Here is a 20,872-nt window from a genome sequence, read left to right as displayed (position 1 = left end):
CGAGACGGGCAGAGTTAGCAGGGTGATCCTCACCGTGACCATGAACCCGGCCTACGACATGACCTATCGGGTCGAGCGTTTCGACCGTGGCCGGGCCCATCGGGTGCGATCGGTCGATCAGCGCATCGGCGGTCGCGGTATCAATGTCACCCGGGTGCTCAATCAGCTCGGCCGGTACGCGCGGGCCACCGGCTTCTCCGACCACTCCTTCGCGGCCGCCGCCGAACTGGAGATGCCGGTGGATTTCGTGCACGCGCTGCCCTGGGTGCGGCGCACGGTGGTGATCAGCGAATCCGATGACGGCACCGCCACCGCGCTGTGGGAGCCCGGTGCCCGCATCTCCGACGCGCACGCGGTGGAACAGCTGCGGGTGCGGGTGAGCGGGCTGCTCTCCGACAGCAGCGGCGTGGTGATCGCGGGGTCGCTGCCCGGCGGGGTGGATGTGAGCGTTCCCGCCGAGCTGGCGCGGCTGGCCGCCGATGCGGGCGTGCCCGTGGTCTGCGATGTGGACGGGCCCGCACTGGAACTCGCGGCCGGTGTGCCCGGCGTCGTTCTCATGCCGAATGCCGAAGAGCTGGAGCGGCTCACGAGGCAGCCCGCGACCACGCCCGCCGATATCCTGGCCGCCGCCGAGCCGCTCGTCGCGCGTGGTGTGGGCGCGGTGATCGTCACCCGCGGCGGTGCGGGCATGGTCGCGGTCACCCCGACCCGGGCGTGGTCCGCGGCCCTGCCCGAACCGCTCGCGGGCAATCCCACCGGTGCGGGTGACGCCGCCGCGGCGGCCGTCATCGCGGGTCTGTCCCGTTCCCGCGAACCCGACTGGCCCGCCCTGCTCATCGACGCGGTAGCCACTTCGGCCGCCGCCGTCGTCATCCCGGTCGCCGGCGAGATCGACCGCGCGTTGCGCGACCGGCTCGCCCCGACCGTCCGCGTCACCGAACTGGAAGCGGTCCGCGCCGGCTGAACAATCCGTTCGCACCCGGCGCTCCGCCCCGGTGGTGCCGATGCGCTGCCCCCACCCATGCCGGGGTGCGCCGCCCCGCAGCGTCGGCGCGATGCCTCCACTCGTGGCCGGTGTGCTGTCTCCGCTCGTGTCGGCGCGATGCCTCCGCTCGTGCCGGTGCGTTGTCTCCGCTGGTGTCGGTGCCGACTTCGCCCGCATTGGCGCTCCGGCCCGGGAAGTGCGGGTGTGCCGTCCCCGCTCGTGCCGGTGCGCTGTGTCTGCCGTGCGGGTTGGTCGACTGCGCCACTACCAGCGTGGACCGCGTCCGTCGTGCGAGGCGTCGGGTTCGTCGGGTGCGTCGCGATGGGCGGGTGTGGCTGGGTCCTTGCTCCCGTGTCCGGGGTGACGTGTTCGGCATCGGCGCGGTGTCGGGGAACCGGCCGGTCGGGGGGTTACGCTGGCGATCGGAGTCGCCGAGCCGGGCGGGCGGTCCGGCTCGCTGTTCCCGGCGCGGCAGGTCACCTGCGGCAGGGGAGGAGCTGATGTCCGAGCAGTGGTTTCCGGCGGAGTACTCGGCGGCGACCGAGTACGAGTACCGGATGCCGCGGTCGGTGCGGGCCGCGCAGGTGATCGTGCTGGGTTTCGCGGCGGTCGGCGTGGTGTGCACGGCCGCCTCCGGCTGGCTGCTCGGCACCTCGGCGGCGGTGACGACCGCGCTACCGTTCGTACCCGGATTCCTGATGGGGCTGGTGGGTCTCACCTTCAACTCCGAGGGCCAGTCGGTGCGCATCGCCGCGATCCTGCTGGCGGTGCTCAATATGCTGTGGACGGTGCCGTCCATCACCGACGGCCGCCCGCCCGGCCCGCTCGGCATCGTCGCCTCACTCGCGGTGATCGTGCTGCTCTTCCGTCGCGAGGCCCGCGACTGGTTCGAACCGACCTGGTGAGCCCGCACCCGTAACGTTCGCGCGGTTCGACGCCGCCGAGATCAGCAGGTGGAGTGGACCGAGGAACGGCCCGCGAGCGTATCCGCCGATACCGCGGCCGACGGGCTGTTCACCAGGGCGGACAGCCTGATCGAGCGAAACATCGCCGCGCCGACCGCATCCGGGATCGATATCGAGGCCGATCGGCTGTTCGCCATGTCGGTGCCGGCGGAGGTCTACGCGGAGCAGCCGGACCTCAGGTGAGGGAATGACTCTCCGGCCCCCGCGCCCCGGTGCGTGCTTCGGCGGTGGTCGGGTGGATCGGGCCGGTGCGGACGGAGAGGGGAGCCGCGGAGGTTCCGTTGCGTGCCGCGAGGAGTTCGGCGGTGATGGCGAGGGCGGCTTCGGGGGCGGTCCGTCCGCCCAGGTCCAGGCCCGCGGGGGCGTGCAGGCGGGACAGCGTGGCGGCGTCGAAGCCGCCGGCCTGGAGCGCCTCCAGGCGGCGGGCGTGGACCTGTCGGGAACCCACGGCGGCCAGGTAGCCGAGCTCGGGTAGTCGCAGTGCCACGGTGAGCAACGGGATCTCGAACTTGGCATCGTGGGACAGCACGACTATCGCTGTGCTGCTGTCGATTTCACCTGCCGCGGACTGGGTGTTGAGGTAGCGGTGCGGCCAGTCGACGACCACCTCGCACCGCGGATACGCCTCGGGGCTGGCGAAGGTGGGGCGGGGGTCGCAGAGCGTCACACGGTAGCCGACGAGGCGTGCCTGTGTCGCCAGTGCGGCGGCGAACGCGTTGGCCCCCACCAGAATCAGGCGCGGCGGCCGGGTGAAGGAGGAGACGAACACATCGGAGTCGGGCAGGGAGACCAGTTCGGTGCCGTGCTTGCGGTCGGTCACCAGATGCTGGCCGATCACGTCCGGATCCGAATGCCACACCACCGTGAACACGGTGACCTGTCGCTGCGCCACGATATCGGCGGCCACCGTCGGGAATTCGGGAAAGTGGTTGCGCGAGAACGGCTCCGCGAACACGTCGATGGTGCCCCCGCAGTCCATGCCGGTGGCGGGGCCGAAACGGTGCATGGCCCGGTGTCCGGTCTGCGCCGCCGCCAGGGCGGCCTGGTACACCTCGGCCTCGGCGCAGCCCGCCGACACCGATCCGAACGCCCGGCCCTCGGCGTCGACCATCATGGCCGAGCCGACCGGCAGGGGCGTCGATCCCACCGCGCGCACCAGGGTGGCCAATCCGGCGGTGCGGCCGCTGTGCCACACGCGCAACAGATCCTCGACGATATCCCGCATCATTTGCTCCCACTCGGCGTGTGTCCGTGCCGGGGATGGTCGTGGTCCCACCCCGTCGCCACATCGCCACACGTGACGCACACCATATCGGCTCGTTCGCGCAAATAAGAGGCCGCGCCCGTTTTTCCGGTCGATGCCACAGTCACGCCCGCCCAATGCCCGCGACCGATCACCACCGGATGGCCCGGCCGCCCGTCGAACACCGCCCGCGCCAAGCCACTCTCGGCCCCCCGTGCGGCGGTGATGACCCGGGAAACCACCTCCGGCCCGACGTCCGGCGTATCCACCGGCATGATCGCCACGAACTCGGGTGGGCCGCCGAATGCGGCCGCCGTAGCCCCGGACTCGGGCGTCCCGCTCGTGCCGGTGGGAGCCGCGGGGCACGCATCGGCCTCGGCCGCCCGGCTCGCGCTCGCGTCGAGTGGGCGGAACCCTGCCGCTTCGGGTCGACCGAGTCCGGTCTCGCCACCGGCCGCTGCGATGTCGGCTTCCCCGCGCGCGGATCCGGTACCCGCCGGTGTGCCGTCGACGTGCCCACTCGGCGGCCGGGACAGCGCGACCGTGCTGTCGGCATGCCCGCCGCCTCGCCGGGGCCGCACCCGCGGGCTGATCGGGTGTGCGACGACGGCGGCCAGACCCGCGCGGAGTGAGGCGCTCATACCCGTCGCCCAATCGCCTGCCCATACCGGCCGGGCGACGGCGGGGATGAGGATGCCGTGCGTTTGCGAGACCTGCCATCGCGGAAGGGGGGAGTCGTCGTGGGTGCGGTGGGGCGGTCCGGTCGCGCCGAGGACCACATACACCCGCTCGCAGCCGCCCGCATGCAGGGCATGGACCGCGCCGCGCAGCCACGCACCGTCCTCGGCCAGGACTTTCGGCATGCCGTAGCGGGTACCGGCACCGGCCGCCAGCAGGATGCCGTCGCAGCGTCCGCGATTCATGCCGCCGACGGTAACGCGCGACGGGCCCGGCCGCCGTCCGACTGGCGGCCGGGCGGCGCGTGGCCGATGCTGGAGGGCGATGACGGAGAACACGATCGGCCTCGAGGAATTCGCCGCACTCGACGAGACGGCGGCCACGGAACTGTTGCTGACGGTGTGCTCATCGCCCCGATGGGCCGCCAGGGTGGCGGAGCGCAGGCCGTTCGCCTCGCTCGACGAGCTGCTGCGCGCCGCCGACGCCGCCCTGGCGGACCTGCCGGAGGACGAGATCGACCGCGCCCTCGCCGGACACCCCCGCATCGGGGACCGTCCCGACAGCGCCGCCTCCGCTCGCGAACAGGCGGGCATGGCCGCGGCCGACGACCGCATCCGCGCCGCCATCGTCGCGGGCAACCGCGCCTACGAGCAACGGTTCGGGCACGTGTACCTGGTGCGCGCCAGCGGCCGCACCCCCGCCGAGCTGCTGAACATCCTCACCGAGCGCCTGGCCAACGATCCGCCGACCGAACGGCGCATCGTGCGCGAGCAGCTCGCCGAGATCAATCGCCTCCGCCTGCACCACCTGGTGGACACCGGGCGGCGCGAGACTTCCCCGGCCGCCGCGGCGACGCTGAGCACCCATGTCCTGGACGCGGTGCGCGGCCTCCCCGCCACCGGCGTGCGGGTGACGCTGTTCGACGCCACCGGAGCCGAATCGGCCTCCGACACCACCGACGCCGACGGCCGGATCAAGGGGCTCGGCGGCACACTCGGCACGGGTACGTACCGACTGCGGTTCGAGACCGGCGCGTACTTCGCCGCCCAGGCGGTGGACAGCTTCTACCCCGAGGTGACCATCACCTTCAGCATCGCCGAGGAACGCCACTACCACGTGCCGATCCTGCTCTCGCCGTTCGCGTACTCGACCTATCGGGGCAGCTGATACGACCCGCGTCGGCGACCGCGCGATGGCGCATCGGCGACGCGGCTAGGCGTGGCTGTCGCAGTCGAGCCGCCGCATATCCACCCGCACCTGTTCGGCCAGCGCCTTCACCCCCATGCTCGTGTACAGGGCCAGCGCTTTGCGCAGGAATTCGCAGGCGCGGGGGCGATGCCGCCGGCCGGAGGTGGCCGCGATCGCGCCGAGGGCCCGCCAGGCGTCGGCCTCACCGTGCGGATCGCCGTTGCGCCGCGCCGCGTCCAGGGAGTCCGAGTAGAAGCCCTGTGCCGCATCGAGATCCCCGAGATCGCGCTCGGTATGGCCCAGTCCGCGCAGGGCGTCCGCCACCAGCAGGGCGTCGTCCAGTTCGCCGCCGATCTCGTGAGCCTGCTCGAAATGCTCACGGGCGGTGGTGAAATCGCCCGCCATGCGGATCACATTGCCCAGCCCCCACAGGGTCCAGCCACGGCTGTAGTCGTCGGAGATCTGCGCGGCGATGTCCAACGCCGCCTCGTAGTAGTGCCGCGCCGCCGCCGGATCGCCGCCCATGCGTTCGATATGCCCGAGCCCGCGCAGCGAATCGCCCTCGAACTCGAGGTTCTGCAACTGCCGCGCGATGCCGAGCGCGTCCGCGTAGGCGTGCCGCGCCCGGTCGTAATCGCCGATATGCCTGGTGACTTCGGCATAACCCCACAGCCCCGACGCCATCCGCAGCGGATCGTCGATGCGGGCGGCGATGGCGTGCGCCTCCCGGAAGCAGGTGGAGGCCGTCTCGTAGTCGCAGGCCAGCCGGTGCACCGTGCCCAGCCCGTAGAGCACGTCGCATTCCGCCGTGGCGTCCCTGTCGCCCCGGGCCACGTCCAGCGCCCGCACGAACAGCCACCGTGCGTCCGACCAGTGCCCCAGTCCCGACAGATGCGAGGCCAGCAGTCGCGCCAGCTCTCCGGCCTCGGTCGTCGGACCGGCCACCCGGATGCAGCCGAGCAGCACCTCCTTCTCCCCGGTCAGCCACTCCCGAGCCCGGTCGACCGCGTCGGAGGGCCCGGGGACCGGCATATTCGGGAAGCTGCCGGCCAGATCGAAGGGTCGGGGCGCGCCCACCCGCCGGGCAATGGCCAGGCAGTATCGCACCAGCCGCCCGATGGCGGCGGCGCGCTCGCTCGGCAGGTCCTCCTGATCGGCCTGTTTGCGGGCGAACAGCCGGGTCACATCGTGGATCCGGTACCGCTGCCCGGAGGGTCCGTTCACCGCCGGATCCAGCAGCCCCACCTCGAAGATGCGGCGTATCAACGCGTTCGCGGCCAGGGTCGACACATCCGCCATGGGCGCCAGGGTCTCCGCGGTGATCTCCGAACCGGGGAACAGCCCGAGCAGCCGGACCGCGCGGCGCAATTCCGGCTCCCACAATCGCTGGTACGACAATTCGAATGCGGCGGCGAGGGATTCGCCCTCGGCCGCGAAGAAGTCCAGGATGGGCGCGGCCGGTGACTCCTCCGACGGCGTCCCGATCGGCGCGTGCTGCACCCGGTCGGTCAACTGCTGGAAGTCCCGGTCGGCGGCGGCGAGCATGTCCGGGCCGTGATGGGCGATCTGCCCGGCGACCAGGCGGATCGCCAGGGGCAGCCGCCCGGCCGTCTCCAGAATGCGCCGCACCGCCCCCACGTCGTAGCCGGGCGGCAGATGGCTGAGCCGCACCAGCAGCTCCTCGGCCTCGGCGGCGCCCATGGCATCCAGTTGCAGCGGGGCCGCGCCCGACAGCCCGGTCAGCTTGTGGCGGCTGGTGATCAGCACGAAGCTGCCGGGGGCGTGCGGCAGCAGATCGCGAACCTGCTTGCTGTCCAACGCATTGTCGAAGACGATGAGCATGCGGCGGCCGCGCATCTCGGCCCGCCAGCGGTCGGCGCGCCGCGCCGCGTCGTTCTCGATGGTCTCGGGCGGGACCCCGATCCGCAGCAGCAGCTGTTCGAGCACACCAGCCGGAGTGCGCGGGGTGCGGCCGTCGGAATGCCCGCGCAGGTCCTCCCAGATCCAGCCGTCCGGGTAGCGATCCCGGTATTCCTCGATCAGGTAGCGGGCCAAAGCGGTCTTGCCCACTCCCGCCAGGCCGCTCACCACGTGCACCCCGGGTCCGCGCCCGCCCGCATGTTCGCGCACCCGTCGGTGCAGTTCCGCGCGCTGATCGTGGCGGCCGATGAAAGGCACTATGTCCGTGGGCAATCCGTGTCCATCCAGAACCGGCGGCACGGTGCGGCGCCGGGCCACCGCCTCCCGGTAGGCGGTGATGTCGCGCCCCGGCATCTTCGCCAGATCCGCCACGTCCACCAGCTGCTCCCAGTCGGTGCGGTAGACGGTGGCCAGCACCTTCAGGGTGGCTACCGTGGGGCGCGGCCGCTCGCGCCCGTTGCCACGGCTCTTGGGCCAGGACTCGAACTCCGAGACGCGGGCGGCGGTCATCCCCGCCCGCTCGTCCCCGGTGCTCCGGTTGTATTCGCGCGCGGCGGTTTCCAGCGTGTACCCGTTGGCCAGCCGCCACGCCTTGCGGGGGCGGCAGCCGTGCCGCTGCAATTCCGCCGCGAGCGGTTCCACCAGCTGGTGTTCGGCCAGCCCGGTACCGAGTAGAATGCCGCGCAGGCGCTTTCGTGTTTCCGCGCCGTAGTCGTCGAAATCACCGTTTCGTGACACGGTGTGCCTCCCCGAGCGGCCGCCGCACGAGAATCTCGGTCAGCCATTGTGAATATTTCCTTGGTACCGCTGAAATTTCACCTGGTCAAGGGCCTGTCCGCCGCCAAGAATTCCGGCAGATCGCTGGGATTCACCCCGCGGTTCCCGCTCGCGACCATTGAGCCATCACCGGATCCGGACCCCGAGCGGGGGACGGGTCGAGCGAGAAGGGATGGGTCGATGGCGATTACCGCTTCGGATTGGCTGATCACCAGCGATGTGGCGCACGAGGTCGCCTTCCGGGTCGACGTGCCGGAACCGCAGTGCGGCCGGTGGGTGCTGTCGTATCTGCCGACCTCCCTGCGGCTGACCCGGGAACAGGCCATCGCCGGCGTGGTGCTGGCCGAGATGATCCTGATGGGGCTGCTGCGTCCCGGCGGCGAGTTCGACGACGAGATGGCGGCGCTGCACGCCGGGATCCTGGGCCTCACCGTCACCGATGCCATGTGCCTGCTGGCCCTGCGCGCCGGCGACGGGGAACCGAAACCGCTGCGGCTCGGTGCGACCCGCTCCGGCGCGAGCGCCGCGGCGGGTTCCGGCGCGAGCGCCGCGGCGGGTTCCGATGCGAGGGCCGCGACGGGTTCCGATCGGGTCTGCCGCCACGGCGGCGTGCGCCGGGAGGTCAGCCGATAATGCTGCTGGGATTCGGACCGGTCCTGTTCCCGCTGCCGCGCACCAACGCGGCCTGGTTCACCGGATTGTTCGCCGCCGTGGTGGGTTTCGCGGTCCTGGTGCTGCTGCTGGTGGTCGGCAACTGCGGTACCGCCACCACCGGCCCGCACCCCGACACGTCGGGCGGCACGCAGGTGACGGTCGACTGCTATCCCTTCTGCGTCGTGACGACCGATGCCGCCCCGCCGGGCTGAGGCCGCGCGCGGATCAGCGGAACAGGTCGCGGACGAAGGGGATCGAATCCACCAGGGACGCGTTCACCGCGCCGCTGTGGTCGGTGTCGTAGGTCCGCAGTGTGACCGGTTCGCGTGCCGCCTGGAGTTTGGCGGCGAAGGCCAGCGTGAACGGGGTCAGCACATCGGTGTCGGCCAGGCCCTGACCGAGGAACACCGGCTTGTCGTAGCCGGATTCGGGCAGACCCATGTACCGGCGCAGCAGACCGGACAGATTCGGGATCTGGGCGAGCGGTCGGGCGAACAGGTCGCCCAGGACGACGTTTCCGGCGGTCAGCTCGTCGCCGAACGGTCCGAGGCAGGAGGTGTTCGCGCGGCGCAGCCAGTCCCGGCCGGATTCGTTCAGGTAGGAGTCGATATCGAGCTCCGGGTAGGTGGTGCGCAGGCCGTTGAGGATGTACAGCACGTAGGCCGTGGTGTGCGCGCCCAGTTCGATCGGCGGCAGGTTCGGGCCCAGCGGCAACAGGATGTCCTCGATGTAGGCGGGCACCCCGGTGCCGACCGCGCCGCGGTAATCCAGTTCGGGCCCGCCGAATTCGGTGGCGTAGCGGGCGGTGGTGACGGCCGCGCCACCGCCCTGCGACTGGCCGACCACCACCCATTTCGGTGCCAGCGCCGGGTACTGCCGGTTCGCGGCCCGCACCGCGTCCACCACGTTGTGCGCCTCGACGACGCCGTTGAGGTAGGGGTGGTCGCCCGGCGTGCCGAGGCCCGCGTAGTCGGCGGCCACGATGGCGTAGCCCTCCCGCAGCCACGCGCCCAGATAGGCCCAGTCGCGTTCGCGCGCGCCCGGTCCGGCGATGCTGTAGGCGCACTCGTCGCCGAGCCCGACGGTGCCGTGCGCCCAGGCGATCACCGGCCAGCCGCCCGCGGGGGCGGGGCCGGGCGGGAAGTACACGGCCGCGCTGGCGATCGTCGGTTCGTCGCGGACGGTGGTGGTCCGGTAGAGGATGCGCCGGGAATTTTCCGCGCCCGGCAGCGTGGCTTCGGGGGCGAGCGGTTCGACGGCCGTCACGGTGCCGACCGGGATATCGGCCGGATCCGGTGCCGCCACCGCGAAAGGCGTCCCCATCAGGCATAGGACCGATGCGACGGTTGTCGCCGCCATGGTCGTCCACCGTGTCCGCATCGGTACCTCCCTGCGCGATCCCCATCCGCTTCGGACGTGCGATCAGCGTAGGCCGCCGCGTCGGGGGCCGGGAGAGTGGCTGCCCTCACGCTCGGTCGGCGCGGTTTTCGATGTGAACGTGCTCACATGAACCCGCGGTCGGGCGTGTCGGATGTCGGTGGTCCGGATCACCGAAACAGTACGGGCGTTATGCAAAACCGCACGTCAGCACTACCGGCGAGTAGGATGGGGTGTGGCAATTCGCACGCAAATTTCGCAGAGTTAGCAAACTATGATCGGAAGCTAGCTGAGATTCGCATTAGCAACAGGTAGACGGCGATTTTTTCCTGTGCCATCGTGTGGAAGTAACCACCGCAGGACTTGCAAGCCTGCAAATTGCCGCTCCAGCAGAGTTCGGACACCGCGAGAGTTCGAACTCTTCAGGGGGCAACCGAGACCGAATCAGGAAGTGGAGTCACAGATGTCGACTGTCGGCACTCCGAAGACCGCCGAAGAGCTCCAGAAGGACTGGGACACCAACCCCCGCTGGAAGGGCATCACCCGCAACTACACCGCCGAGCAGGTTGTGAAGCTGCAGGGCACCGTTGTGGAGGAGCACACCCTCGCCCGTCGCGGCGCCGAGATCCTCTGGGATCTCGTCAACAACGAGGACTACATCAACTCCCTGGGCGCCCTCACCGGTAACCAGGCGGTGCAGCAGGTCCGTGCCGGCCTGAAGGCCATCTACCTGTCCGGTTGGCAGGTCGCCGGTGACGCGAACCTCTCCGGCCACACCTACCCGGACCAGTCGCTGTACCCGGCCAACTCGGTGCCCGCCGTGGTCCGCCGCATCAACAACGCGCTGCTGCGCGCCGACGAGATCGCCAAGGTCGAGGGTGACACCTCGGTCGCCAACTGGCTGGCCCCGATCGTCGCCGACGCCGAGGCCGGCTTCGGTGGCGCGCTGAACGCCTACGAGCTGCAGAAGGCCATGATCGCCGCCGGCGCCGCCGGCGTGCACTGGGAGGACCAGCTGGCCTCCGAGAAGAAGTGCGGCCACCTGGGCGGCAAGGTGCTCATCCCCACCCAGCAGCACATCCGCACCCTGACCTCCGCGCGTCTGGCCGCCGACGTCGCCGACGTGCCGTCGGTGATCATCGCCCGCACCGACGCCGAGGCCGCCACCCTCATCACCTCCGATGTGGACGAGCGCGACCGCGAGTTCCTGGACGGCACCCGCACCGCCGAGGGCTTCTTCGGCGTGAAGAACGGCATCGAGCCCTGCATCGCGCGTGCCAAGGCCTACGCCCCCTACGCGGACCTGATCTGGATGGAGACCGGCGTGCCGGACCTCGAGGTCGCCCGCAAGTTCGCCGAGGCCGTCCGCGGCGAGTTCCCGGACCAGCTGCTGGCCTACAACTGCTCGCCGTCCTTCAACTGGAAGGCGCACCTGGACGACGCGACCATCGCGAAGTTCCAGCGTGAGCTGGGTGCCATGGGCTTCAAGTTCCAGTTCATCACCCTGGCCGGCTTCCACTCGCTCAACTACGGCATGTTCGACCTGGCCTACGGTTACGCCCGCGAAGGCATGACCTCCTTCGTCGAGCTGCAGGAGCGCGAGTTCAAGGCCGCCGCCGAGCGTGGCTTCACCGCCATCAAGCACCAGCGTGAGGTCGGTGCCGGCTACTTCGACACCATCGCCACCACCGTGGACCCCAACACCTCCACCGCGGCGCTGAAGGGCTCCACCGAAGAGGGCCAGTTCCACTGAGAACTCCCGCCTGAGGACACGCCTCGGGACGGCCGTCGCATCACACCTTCGACCGCTCCCGGGGACACCGAACCCGTCGGGGGGATCGCCTGATCCCCCCGACGGAGTTCTCCGCCCTTCCCGTCGACAGCCCCGGCGGGGAGGGCGTTTCCTATAACTGGATATCGAAAGACCTTAAGAAGGCGCAGGGTCAGCATCAGTCCGACGCCTTCACACAGCGGTTATCAGCCGCCCGCAGCAGTTGCGGGGAGGCGGAATGGAGCGGGACGTGAGCAGCGAGAAGATTCAGCGCGTCGGAGTCATCGGCGCCGGACAGATGGGCGCGGGCATCGCGGAGGTCTGCGCGCGGGCACACGTCGATGTGCTCGTGTTCGAACAGACCCGGGAGCTGGCCGCCGCGGGTCGCGCCCGCATCCTGCGGTCCCTGGATCGCGGCGTCTCCAGCGGCAAGATCACCGAGCGGGAGCGCGAGCAGGCCGCCTGGCGACTGCGCTTCACCTCCGACCTCGGCGACTTCGCCGACCGCCAGCTGGTGGTCGAGGCCGTGCTGGAGAACGAGGACGTGAAGACCGCCATCTTCGCCGAACTGGACAAGGTCGTCACCGATCCCAATGCGGTGCTGGCCTCCAACACCTCCTCCATCCCGATCATGAAGATCGCCGTGGCCACCAACAACCCCGAGCGGGTCGTGGGCATGCACTTCTTCAACCCGGTGCCGGTGCTGCCGCTCGTCGAACTCGTCACCACCCTCAAGACCAGCGATTCGGTCTCCAAGCGCGCCGAGGCGTTCGCCTCCGACGTGCTCGGCAAGCAGGTCGTGCGCTCCGCCGACCGCTCCGGCTTCGTGGTCAACGCGCTGCTGGTGCCGTACCTGCTCTCGGCCATCCGCATGGTCGAATCGGGGTTCGCCACCAAGGAAGACGTCGACAAGGCCATGGTGCTCGGCTGTGCCCACCCCATGGGCCCGCTCGCGCTGACCGACCTGGTGGGCCTGGACACCGTGAAGTCCATCGCCGACTCCATGTACGCCGAGTTCAAGGAGCCGCTCTACAGCGCGCCCCCGCTGCTCATGCGCATGGTCGAAGCGGGCCTGCTGGGCAAGAAGGCGGGCGCGGGCTTCTACCAGTACTCGTCCGCCGCTGCGCGTACCTAGCGGGAGACCGAGAGCCGTCGACCGTTGCGCACCCGTGCCGGCGGTCGGGTGCCGAACCGATTCTGGGCGTACCCGGTGAGTTACCCGCACACGTGCGAGATCAGTCGTCTCGTCGCGACGGGCTCACCGGGTCTGCCGTCCGGGACGTTGGCGAGGGTCGAGCGTCCCACCCCACTGATGGGCGTCTCCACACCGATGGCGGGCGTCCCTCGCTCACGGGCATAAGCTGCAATCAGGTCTGAACGACCGGCAGCTCGGAAGGAGTGTCCCCGCTCATGGTCAATGTCAGCGAAGGCTTCGGGTCGAGCATCCTGGGTTATCCGAGGATCGGACCGCACCGGGAACTGAAGCGTGCTCTGGAGTCCTACTGGCAAGGCTCCTCGTCCCGGGAGGCCCTGCTCGCGGTCGGGCGGGAGATCCAGGAGAGCCAGTTCCTCGAGCTGGCCGCCACCGGGCTCACCCAGGTCCCCGGCAACACCTTCTCCTACTACGACCACATTCTCGACAACGCGCTGCTGTTCGGCGCGGTGCCGAAGCGGTTCGAGGCGTATCGCGAGGAACTGCACCCGCTCGACTTCTACTTCCTGATGGCGCGCGGTCGCCCGGACCTGCCGCCGCTGGAACTGGTGCGCCTGCTCAACACCCAGTACCACTACCGGCAGCCCGAACTCGACGCCGACACCAGGTTCTCGCTGCACCCCGAGGCGCTGCTCGACGAATTCGACCGCGCCGAGGAACACGGCATCGAACTGCGGCCCGTGGTGCTCGGCCCGCTGTCGCTGCTGCTGCTGTCCAAGACCGGGCATGTCCCGGGTGAGACCGAATTCGACAAGCTGGAACTGCTCGACCGGCTGTTGCCGGTGTACGAGGAGCTGTTCGAGGTGCTCGCCAAGCGCGGCGCGACCTGCGTGCAGCTCGACGAGCCGTGCTTCACCAGCGAGCGCTCCCCGTCCACGCTGGAACTGTTCGAGAAGACCTACGAGCGACTGTCCAAGGCGCCGCTGCGGCCGCGACTGCTGGTGACCGGACAGTACGGCGATTTCGGTGCGGCGCTGGAGATTCTGGCGCGCACCAAGGTGGAGGCCATCGGCCTCGACCTGGCCAGCTATCGGATCACGCCCGACGAGCTCGCGAAAATCCCCGGCATTCAACGCAAGCGGCTGTACGCGGGCGTCATCAGCGGCACCAATGTGTGGCGCGCCGACCGCTACGTGACGCTGGAATACCTCAACGCCATCGCCGAGGTGTGCCCGGATCTGGTGGTCTCCACCGGCACCACGCTGCTGCACGTGCCCTACGACCTGCTCGTGGAATACGAGCTCGAGGAGCATGTGGCCGAGCGGCTGGCCTTCGCGAAACAGAAGGTGCTGGAAGTGGTTTCGCTGGCGAAGGCGTTGACCGAAGGCCGCTCGGGTGGGGACGTGGGCGACGTGACGGCGAAATGGCGCAAGCGCCCGCGCGAGGTGCACTTCAAGCAGAAGCACGCGGTGCGGCACCGGGTCTACAACATCACCCCGGATATGCGCGAGCGGGAGCCGTACGAGATCCGCCGCGTCGCCCAGCAGGAGCGGCTGAACCTGCCGCTGGTGCCCGCCACCACGCTCGGCTCCTTCCCGCAGACCAATGCGATCCGCCAGGCGCGCTACGACCTCGGTCAGGGACGGCTGTCCTACGAGGAGTACCGCAAGCGCATCGAGGCCGAGATCGAGGCCACCATCCGCTTGCAGGAGGACATCGGACTCGACGTGCTGGTGCACGGCGAGCATGAGCGCAACGACATGATCCAGTACTTCGCGGAGCTGCTCGACGGCTTCGCCACCACCCACTTCGGCTGGGTGCAGGTGTACGGATCCCGTTGTGTGCGACCGCCGATCCTGTACGGCGACGTGGCGCGGCCGAAGCCGATGTCGGTCGAGTGGATCACCTACGCGCAGTCGCTCACCGACAAGCCGGTCAAGGGCATGGTCACCGGCCCGGTCACCATGCTGGCGCGTTCGTTCGTGCGCCAGGACCAGCCGCTGTACGAGACGGCGGACCAGGTGGCGCTCGCGATTCGGGACGAGGTCGTGGATCTGGAGAAGGCCGGGATCGCCATCATCCAGGTGGACGAGCCCTCCATTCGCGAACTGCTGCCGCTGCGTCCGAAGGGTCGCCCCGAATACCTGCGCTGGGCGGTCGGCGCGTTCAAGCTGGCCACCTCCGGTGTCAAGCCGGAAACCCAGATCCACACCCACATCGGCTATTCCAGCCGTGAGGACGTGGTGGCGGCCATCGACGAACTCGACGCCGACGTGACCGCCATCGTGGCGACGCGCTCCATCGAATGGGTGCTCAATGCCCTGAAGGAGGATTGCGCCGAGGGGGTGGGGCTGTCCCACGGCGTCGGCCCCGGCGTCTACGAGAGCCGCTCCGCCCGCATCCCCGATATCGACGAGCTGGACGAACTGCTCTCCGCCGCGGCGGAAGCCGTGACACCCCAGCGTCTCTGGGCCAACCCGGACGGCGGCCTGAAGACCCGCCACCACTGGCAGCTGGACCCGTCCCTGCGCAACCTGGTCGCCGCGGCCCGCCGCGTCCGCCGCCGCGCGGAGGCGGCCGCCGCGGAGAAGCCCGCGTAGGCACGGAAATCACGCAACGGCGCGCGGACTTTCGTCCGTGCGCCGTTCGCGTCGGCTCGGGCACCGGTCCCGTTGGCGTCGCAGGCATTCTCGTACCGCAGCGGGGGTCCGGCGGCTCCCGGGTCGCGGTGTGAACCTGGAAACTCGAGTGCACTCGAGGTCGAGATCACCGCTGCGGCGCGTGGCGAGGTCCACCCTCCGGGGGTGTGCGCGGGTTAGCCTGCTGTCGCACGTTTTCGAGGTAGGAGGCCGAGATGGGACTGTTCGACAACTTGAAGGATGCCGCGGGGAAGGCCGCCGATCTGGCGGCGCAGCATGCCGACAAGCTGGAGCCGGTGGTGGACAAGGCGGGGGATGTGATCGACCAGAAGACCGGCGGCAAGTACGCCGCGCAGGTCGACACGGCGCAGGAGGCCGCCAAGAAGGCGCTGCGCGAACAGGCGGGCAAGCATTGACGTCCTCCCCGGCCTGAGGGCCGGGGATTCCTCCTGCGGCGCTGCGCGCCGCTCCGGTAGGTTCCCGCTTCACCGGGACGCGCTTCCGCACGCGTTGTGCTCGCCTGGCTCCCTGCCCATCAGCGCCGCGCTCGTCCGGTCCGTGCTCGATCAGTCCTTCCGCGCGGGAGCCGGATGCTGCCGCCGCAGCCACTCCCGCCACGGTTTACGCTGTGCACCACCGGTTTTCAGTGAGTCCGTCGGCTCGTTCACCTCGTAGCGGCGGATGTAGGCGCCGATGAACGCCTGCGCCGTCGCCGTCACCGGGATGGCCAGCAGGGCGCCGGTCGCGCCGAACAGCGCCGCGCCCGCCAGCACCGCCCCGAAGGCCACCGCCGGATGCATATCCAGCGTGGTCGCCGTGATCCGCGGTTGCAGCACATAGTTCTCGAACTGTTGGTACAGCACGATGAACAGCAGGATCCACAGCGCGGTGCGCGGACTCTGCGCCAGGGCGACGATCACCGGCAGCGCACCCGCCAGATAGGTGCCCACCGTCGGAATGAACTGGGACACCACGCCCACCCACAGCGCCAGCGCGAACGCCGAGGGCAGATCGAGCACCCGCATGGCCGCGTAGTGCGCGAGCGTCGACGCGAGGGCGAGCAGCGCGCGGGAGTACAGATACCCGCCGGTCTTCTCCACCGCGATATCCCATGCCCGCAGCACATGCTTCTGCTTCTGCGGCGGCAGCAGTGAGCACACCGCATTGCGGAACCGCGGTCCGTCGGCGGCGAAATAGTAGGTGAACAGCAGCACGCCCAGGGCCTGGAACAGCACGCCGACGGCGGTGGTGCCGATACCCCACACATCCCCGGCCAGCCCGACCACGTACTTCTCCAGCGAGGTGCTCATCTCGGCGGCCTTGCGCTGGATGTCGGTGCCCGAATAGTCGGTGTGGAAGGTCGAATTGATCCACCGGACCGCGTCATCGGCGAACTGCGGCGCATTGTCGACCAGCGCCGACACCTGCTCGACCACCAGTTCGCCCAGCGTCCAGACGAAACTGACCAGCACCACCAGCACGCCCAGGAACACCACCCCGGTCGCGGGTCCGCGCCGCCAGCCCCGCGCCGCCAGCCAGTTCACCGCCGGTTCGATGGCGAAGGCCAGGAACAGCGAGACGACCAGAATCGTCAGCAGCCCCTTGAGCTCCTGCAACATCCAGAAGGTGACGACCAGCGCCGCCACCGTGACCGCCGCGAGCAGATACGCCCGCGGCAGCCAGCCCGGCAGCACCGACGAGACGGGTACAGGCGCGGATTCGTCGCCGCTCTCGGGCTCGCGGCCCGCCTGTTCGGAAACACCTTCATGCTCGGACACAACGGCAAACGTAGCCGCGTATCACCCTCCGGCGCCGGGAGACCCGCCGCGTGTCACCGCCGCTCGGCGCGAACTCACATGGTGGCGGTGTCGATGACGAAGCGGTAGCGCACATCGCTGGCCACCACCCGCTCGTACGCCTCGTCGATGCGGTCGGCGGATATGGTCTCGATCTCCGCGCCGATGCCGTGCTCGGCGCAGAAATTCAGCATCTCCTGGGTCTGCGCGATGCCGCCGATCATGGAGCCCGCCAGCGAACGCCGGTAGCCCGCGATGGTGAAGGGCTTGACCTGGAGCGGGTTCTCGGGCAGGCCCAGGATCACCAGCGTGCCGTCCAGGCGCAGCAGCTTGAGGTAGCTGTCGATGGGCAGATCGGCCGACACCGTATTGATGATCAGATCGAAGTGGCCGCGCAGGTCGCGGAAGGTCTGCTTGTCGCTGGTGGCGTAGTAGTGGTGCGCGCCGAACTTGCGTCCGTCGGCCTCCTTGCTCAGCGAATGGCTGAGCACGGTGACCTCCGCGCCCATGGCGGCCGCGATCTTCACGCCGACATGTCCGAGCCCGCCCATGCCGATAATGCCGACGCGCTTGCCGGGACCGGCGTTCCAATGCCGCAGCGGGGAGAACAGCGTGATGCCCGCGCACAGCAGCGGCGCGGCGACATCGAGCCCGATGCCCTCGGGAATGGACACCACGAAGTTCTCGGTCACCACGATCTGGGTCGAATAGCCGCCGAGGGTGTACCCGCCGGGCTGGAACTCCTCCGGCACGGGCGTGTTGTAGGTCATGGTCGCGCCCGGGACGCAGTACTGCTCCTCCCCGGCCAGACAGGGTTCGCACTGTCCGCAGGAATCCACCATGCAGCCCACGCCCACCCGATCCCCGGCCTGGAACCTGGTGACGGCCGAGCCGACCGCGGCGACATGGCCCGCGATCTCGTGGCCGGGCACGCACGGGTACTTCGCGCCGCCCCATTCGTCCCGGGCGGTGTGGATGTCGGAGTGGCAGATGCCCGCGTACTCGATATCGATGAGCACGTCGTGCGGACCGAGGTCACGGCGTTCGATGGCGACCTTCTCGAAGTGGCCATCCGGTGCGGAAACGGCATAGGCGGCAGCTGTGGTCATAGGTACATGCCTACTCCCGCATGCCACGATGAGCCAACTGTTCGTCTGTTATGTCACCTCGGTGCGTTGTGCTGGTACTACTGGAAGTACAAACGCCGGGCCCACGGGCACACGGGAGGCGGGTGGCAATGCACGAACGGGAACGAACCGGGGCCGGACGGTTCCTCGCGCTGGTGGTCGCCGCCGTGCTGGCCGTCGGCGCGCTGCTCGGCTACCAGGGTGAGCTGCCCCGCTGGCCCCTCCGTGAAGACGCCGTCGAGCACAGTCTGCTCGGCCCGCCGCTGCCGCCGCTGGACGCCACCGTCGTCTCACAGGTCGTCGAGCCCGCACTGGTCAATGTGAACGCGAGTGTGCGGCCGTTCGGACTCGGGGCCGCCGGATCGGGCATCGTGCTCACCGCGGACGGTCAGGTGCTCACCAGCCATCACGTCATCAAGGGCGCGGAGAGCGTGCGGGTCACCGATATCGGCACCGGCGCGGTGTATCCGGCCACCGTGCTCGGCTACGACTCGAGCGCGGATATCGCACTGCTGGAACTGTCCGGCGCGGAGGCGCTGCCGGTCGCGCGCCTCGGTAGTTCGATTGCGCTGCGGATCGGTGACGAGGTGCTCGCCATCGGCAATGCGGGCGGCACCGGTTCACCGACCGCGGTCGGCGGCACCATCACCGGCCTGGACAGCACCATCGTGGCCCGGGATGCGGCCGATCTGTCCCGCAAGAACCTGACCGGCATGATCGAGATCGCGGGCGCGGTCAGTGCGGGGCAGTCCGGCGGCGCGCTGGTCGACCGGTACGGGGCGGTGGTCGGCGTGGTCGCCGCCGCGTCGGGGGAGGTGCGGCAGCTGCTCGGCCGGGACCCGAGCGGCTACGCCGTGCCGATCGACGACGCCATGGCCGTGGTGCGGCAGATCCGTTCCGGCACACCGACGGACACCGTGCAGGTCGGGCCGACCGCCACCCTCGGCATTCTCACCACCGACGACCGTGACGGGGGCGCGCGCATCGACCTCGCCATCCACGGCCTCCCCGCCCACGCCGCGGGCCTGAACGAGGGGGAGGTCATCGTCGCGGTGGACGGTCGGCCCGTCGCCACGGCCAAGGCGCTGCGCGCCGCGCTCAACGTCCGGAAGCCGAACGACGTTGTGCGCCTGGACCTGACGGGGCCCGGCGGACAGCGCACGGTGTCCGTGACGCTGAGCGCCGGGCCGCCGAACTAGACCAGATCCAGCCAGTAGTCCTGGAACTGGAGGAACAGGATCAGCACCACCACGGCGTAATAGACGGCGACCACGGTCCACCGCCACTCCACCACGATCTGCAGGATTCCCCGCGACCGCTCGAACAGCTGCCCCGTGGTGACGGCCAGCAGCACCGGCGTGGCCGCCCACACCACCATGCACCACGGGCACATGGCGTGAATCCGGTACGCCGCCTGGAAGATCAGCCAGCCGATGAAGACCATGCCCAGCACCAGACCGAACCACAGCCCACCCCAGAACCAGCGCGGGAAGCCGATTCCGGCGATGCCGAGCACCGCCAGCGTCACCACAACGGAGAAGCCGACGATGCCGATGAGCGGATTGGGAAATCCGAAGGCGGAGGCCTGATCCGACTCGATGACGGTGGTGCAGGCCACCACCTGGTCGATACTGCACAGCGGCTTGAACCCGGGCTCGGTGAGCAGCTTGAACTTGTCCACCGTCAGCACGATCGACGCGATCCAGCCCGCCAGGCCGCCGATCAACAGCGCCCAGGCGGCCTTGGGCGTAGCCGTGATGATCACTTCGCCGCGGCCTCGATCACCGGTCGCAGCCCATCCTTGCTCATCAGCTCCTGCTGGGTCTCCACCTGCTCGCCGTTGACGTACACCGACGGCGTGGACTTGACGCCCGCGTCGAAGACGGCCTGCGTTTCCGCCTTGACGAAGGCGGCGTACTTGTTGTCCCGAATGTCCTGCGCCACCGCGGGATCGGTGTACCCGGCCGCGGCCGCGATCTCGATCAGCTGATCATCGGTGAGGCCGGGGCCGCCACCTTCGGGCGTCTGCGCGGCGAACAGCTTCGCCAGGAACTGCTGGAACTTCGCCGGATCGGCGGTGCCCACCACGTACGCCGCATTGGCGGCGCGCGAGGAGTACTGGTTGCTGGAGGCGCGGTCCAGGAACGAGATGATGTTGTACTCCACCGTGGCGGTGCCGTCGGTCACCGCCTGCTCCAGCACCTCGCCATTGGCCTGCTCGAACATGGCGCAGGCCGGGCACTGCGGGTCCGCGACCACCTGGATCTTCACCGTGGCGTCGGCATCGCCGACCCGGACGGCGCCACCCGGGGTGAGGTTCGGCGGCACCGCGCCCTGGCTGGAGTCGAAGCCGAGCGTCGGGTTGAAGGCCGTGGATTCGTCCTTGTCCTCCCGGCCCATGGCGATGCCGATGATGATCGCCGCGACCAGGCCCACCAGCACGGCGGCCACCACCACCTGGATGGCGATCTTGCGATTGCGGTCGGACCGCTGCGCCGCCGCGAGCGGGTTCTTCCGAAGATCCTGCTTGCTCACCTGTGCGTTCACCACGCCTTTCTATCTCCTCGGACCCATGCGCCTGCATCGTACGGCTGGGACC

18 protein-coding genes and 3 pseudogenes are annotated in these 20,872 nt (G+C 69.6%); 12 read left to right on the top strand and 9 right to left on the bottom strand.

What is annotated here, in order from left to right; all coding sequences use genetic code 11:
• Positions 1 to 22: 22 nt before the first annotated feature.
• The 3 genes from QMO76_RS21855 to QMO76_RS21845 all read left to right on the top strand — a co-directional run bounded on the left by QMO76_RS21855 (position 23) and on the right by QMO76_RS21845 (position 2,133).
• Positions 23 to 964: a hexose kinase gene (locus QMO76_RS21855; protein WP_306363172.1), complete on the top strand. Its 942-nt coding sequence runs from the start codon at positions 23 to 25 to the stop codon at positions 962 to 964.
• Positions 965 to 1,485: 521 nt separating this feature from the next.
• Positions 1,486 to 1,890: a hypothetical protein gene (locus QMO76_RS21850; RefSeq protein ID WP_306363171.1), complete on the top strand. Its 405-nt coding sequence runs from the start codon at positions 1,486 to 1,488 to the stop codon at positions 1,888 to 1,890.
• Positions 1,891 to 1,938: 48 nt separating this feature from the next.
• Positions 1,939 to 2,133: a hypothetical protein gene (locus QMO76_RS21845; RefSeq protein ID WP_306363170.1), complete on the top strand. Its 195-nt coding sequence runs from the start codon at positions 1,939 to 1,941 to the stop codon at positions 2,131 to 2,133.
• Here the strand turns inward: QMO76_RS21845 and QMO76_RS21840 are convergent.
• The 3 genes and pseudogenes from QMO76_RS21840 to QMO76_RS35395 all read right to left on the bottom strand — a co-directional run.
• Positions 2,126 to 3,178 (bottom strand): XdhC family protein, encoded by a 1,053-nt coding sequence (locus QMO76_RS21840; protein WP_306363169.1) that lies wholly within the window; start codon positions 3,176 to 3,178, stop codon positions 2,126 to 2,128. The genes QMO76_RS21845 and QMO76_RS21840 overlap by 8 nt on opposite strands.
• A pseudogene (locus QMO76_RS35400) lies at positions 3,175 to 3,531 on the bottom strand (NTP transferase domain-containing protein); the annotation flags it as partial. The gene QMO76_RS21840 and the pseudogene QMO76_RS35400, both read right to left, overlap by 4 nt.
• A gap of 264 nt (positions 3,532 to 3,795) precedes the next feature.
• Positions 3,796 to 4,116: pseudogene (locus QMO76_RS35395) on the bottom strand (NTP transferase domain-containing protein); the annotation flags it as partial.
• A 79-nt stretch (positions 4,117 to 4,195) separates the two neighbouring features.
• On the opposite strand from QMO76_RS35395, the pseudogene uraD reads away from it, so the two are divergent.
• Positions 4,196 to 4,690 (top strand): annotated as a pseudogene (gene uraD / locus QMO76_RS21830) (2-oxo-4-hydroxy-4-carboxy-5-ureidoimidazoline decarboxylase); the annotation flags it as partial.
• Positions 4,682 to 5,038 (top strand): hydroxyisourate hydrolase, encoded by a 357-nt coding sequence (uraH, locus tag QMO76_RS21825; protein ID WP_306363221.1) that lies wholly within the window; start codon positions 4,682 to 4,684, stop codon positions 5,036 to 5,038. The pseudogene uraD and the gene uraH, both read left to right, overlap by 9 nt.
• A gap of 45 nt (positions 5,039 to 5,083) precedes the next feature.
• On the opposite strand, the gene QMO76_RS21820 is transcribed toward uraH, so the two are convergent.
• Complete coding sequence (locus tag QMO76_RS21820) at positions 5,084 to 7,717, bottom strand: tetratricopeptide repeat protein (RefSeq protein ID WP_306363167.1); 2,634 nt, start codon at positions 7,715 to 7,717, stop codon at positions 5,084 to 5,086.
• Between the two features lie 219 nt (positions 7,718 to 7,936).
• Here QMO76_RS21820 and QMO76_RS21815 point away from each other — a divergent pair, with 219 nt between their 5' ends.
• Complete coding sequence (locus tag QMO76_RS21815; protein ID WP_306363166.1) at positions 7,937 to 8,389, top strand: hypothetical protein; 453 nt, start codon at positions 7,937 to 7,939, stop codon at positions 8,387 to 8,389.
• The gene (locus QMO76_RS21810) at positions 8,389 to 8,622 is read left to right on the top strand and encodes a hypothetical protein (RefSeq protein ID WP_306363165.1); all 234 of its coding nucleotides are present in this window, start codon (positions 8,389 to 8,391) and stop codon (positions 8,620 to 8,622) included. The genes QMO76_RS21815 and QMO76_RS21810 overlap by 1 nt, the downstream gene beginning before the upstream one ends.
• A gap of 13 nt (positions 8,623 to 8,635) precedes the next feature.
• Here the strand turns inward: QMO76_RS21810 and QMO76_RS21805 are convergent, their stop codons facing one another.
• Complete coding sequence (locus QMO76_RS21805) at positions 8,636 to 9,769, bottom strand: lipase family protein (protein ID WP_306363164.1); 1,134 nt, start codon at positions 9,767 to 9,769, stop codon at positions 8,636 to 8,638.
• A 481-nt stretch (positions 9,770 to 10,250) separates the two neighbouring features.
• Between QMO76_RS21805 and aceA the strand changes: the two genes are divergently transcribed.
• The 4 genes from aceA to QMO76_RS21785 all read left to right on the top strand — a co-directional run bounded on the left by aceA (position 10,251) and on the right by QMO76_RS21785 (position 15,766).
• Positions 10,251 to 11,540 carry an isocitrate lyase gene (aceA, locus tag QMO76_RS21800; RefSeq protein WP_306363163.1) on the top strand — a complete coding sequence of 430 codons (1,290 nt, stop codon included), beginning with the start codon at positions 10,251 to 10,253 and terminating at the stop codon, positions 11,538 to 11,540.
• Positions 11,541 to 11,808: 268 nt separating this feature from the next.
• Complete coding sequence (locus QMO76_RS21795; protein ID WP_306363162.1) at positions 11,809 to 12,693, top strand: 3-hydroxybutyryl-CoA dehydrogenase; 885 nt, start codon at positions 11,809 to 11,811, stop codon at positions 12,691 to 12,693.
• 275 nt (positions 12,694 to 12,968) lie between these two features.
• Positions 12,969 to 15,311, top strand: coding sequence for a 5-methyltetrahydropteroyltriglutamate--homocysteine S-methyltransferase (gene metE / locus QMO76_RS21790; protein ID WP_306363161.1), 2,343 nt, complete (start codon positions 12,969 to 12,971; stop codon positions 15,309 to 15,311).
• A gap of 254 nt (positions 15,312 to 15,565) precedes the next feature.
• Positions 15,566 to 15,766 (top strand): antitoxin, encoded by a 201-nt coding sequence (locus tag QMO76_RS21785; RefSeq protein ID WP_306363160.1) that lies wholly within the window; start codon positions 15,566 to 15,568, stop codon positions 15,764 to 15,766.
• 150 nt (positions 15,767 to 15,916) lie between these two features.
• Here the strand turns inward: QMO76_RS21785 and QMO76_RS21780 are convergent, their stop codons facing one another.
• Positions 15,917 to 17,128, bottom strand: coding sequence for an AI-2E family transporter (locus QMO76_RS21780; RefSeq protein WP_306363159.1), 1,212 nt, complete (start codon positions 17,126 to 17,128; stop codon positions 15,917 to 15,919).
• A 74-nt stretch (positions 17,129 to 17,202) separates the two neighbouring features.
• Positions 17,203 to 18,255: an NAD(P)-dependent alcohol dehydrogenase gene (locus QMO76_RS21775; RefSeq protein ID WP_306363158.1), complete on the bottom strand. Its 1,053-nt coding sequence runs from the start codon at positions 18,253 to 18,255 to the stop codon at positions 17,203 to 17,205.
• Positions 18,256 to 18,383: 128 nt separating this feature from the next.
• Here QMO76_RS21775 and QMO76_RS21770 point away from each other — a divergent pair, with 128 nt between their 5' ends.
• Entirely contained in the window at positions 18,384 to 19,472 is a 1,089-nt protein-coding gene (locus QMO76_RS21770; protein WP_306363220.1) for a S1C family serine protease, read from the top strand.
• Here QMO76_RS21770 and QMO76_RS21765 read toward each other — a convergent pair.
• Both QMO76_RS21765 and QMO76_RS21760 read right to left on the bottom strand, forming a co-directional pair.
• Complete coding sequence (locus QMO76_RS21765) at positions 19,469 to 20,038, bottom strand: vitamin K epoxide reductase family protein (protein ID WP_306363157.1); 570 nt, start codon at positions 20,036 to 20,038, stop codon at positions 19,469 to 19,471. The two genes, QMO76_RS21770 and QMO76_RS21765, sit on opposite strands and share 4 nt — an antisense overlap.
• Positions 20,035 to 20,823 carry a thioredoxin domain-containing protein gene (locus QMO76_RS21760; RefSeq protein WP_306363156.1) on the bottom strand — a complete coding sequence of 263 codons (789 nt, stop codon included), beginning with the start codon at positions 20,821 to 20,823 and terminating at the stop codon, positions 20,035 to 20,037. The genes QMO76_RS21765 and QMO76_RS21760 overlap by 4 nt, the downstream gene beginning before the upstream one ends.
• Between the last annotated feature and the right edge of the window lie 49 nt (positions 20,824 to 20,872).

The sequence above is a fragment of the Nocardia sp. CC227C genome (assembly GCF_030767025.1).
GTDB lineage: Bacteria > Actinomycetota > Actinomycetes > Mycobacteriales > Mycobacteriaceae > Nocardia.
The sequence above is the reverse complement of the archived record's forward strand: the minus strand, read 5'-3'. Positions and strand labels throughout refer to the sequence as shown.

Excerpts from the sequence above, each read along its gene's own strand:
- QMO76_RS21850 (WP_306363171.1), top strand. The coding sequence starts at position 1,486 with ATGTCCGAGCAGTGGTTTCCGGCGGAGTACTCGGCGGCGACCGAGTAC.
- QMO76_RS21840 (WP_306363169.1), bottom strand. The coding sequence starts at position 3,178 with ATGATGCGGGATATCGTCGAGGATCTGTTGCGCGTGTGGCACAGCGGC.
- QMO76_RS21815 (WP_306363166.1), top strand. The coding sequence starts at position 7,937 with ATGGCGATTACCGCTTCGGATTGGCTGATCACCAGCGATGTGGCGCAC.
- QMO76_RS21810 (WP_306363165.1), top strand. The coding sequence starts at position 8,389 with ATGCTGCTGGGATTCGGACCGGTCCTGTTCCCGCTGCCGCGCACCAAC.
- QMO76_RS21805 (WP_306363164.1), bottom strand. The coding sequence starts at position 9,769 with ATGGCGGCGACAACCGTCGCATCGGTCCTATGCCTGATGGGGACGCCT.
- aceA (WP_306363163.1), top strand. The coding sequence starts at position 10,251 with ATGTCGACTGTCGGCACTCCGAAGACCGCCGAAGAGCTCCAGAAGGAC.
- metE (WP_306363161.1), top strand. The coding sequence starts at position 12,969 with ATGGTCAATGTCAGCGAAGGCTTCGGGTCGAGCATCCTGGGTTATCCG.
- QMO76_RS21785 (WP_306363160.1), top strand. The coding sequence starts at position 15,566 with ATGGGACTGTTCGACAACTTGAAGGATGCCGCGGGGAAGGCCGCCGAT.
- QMO76_RS21775 (WP_306363158.1), bottom strand. The coding sequence starts at position 18,255 with ATGACCACAGCTGCCGCCTATGCCGTTTCCGCACCGGATGGCCACTTC.
- QMO76_RS21770 (WP_306363220.1), top strand. The coding sequence starts at position 18,384 with ATGCACGAACGGGAACGAACCGGGGCCGGACGGTTCCTCGCGCTGGTG.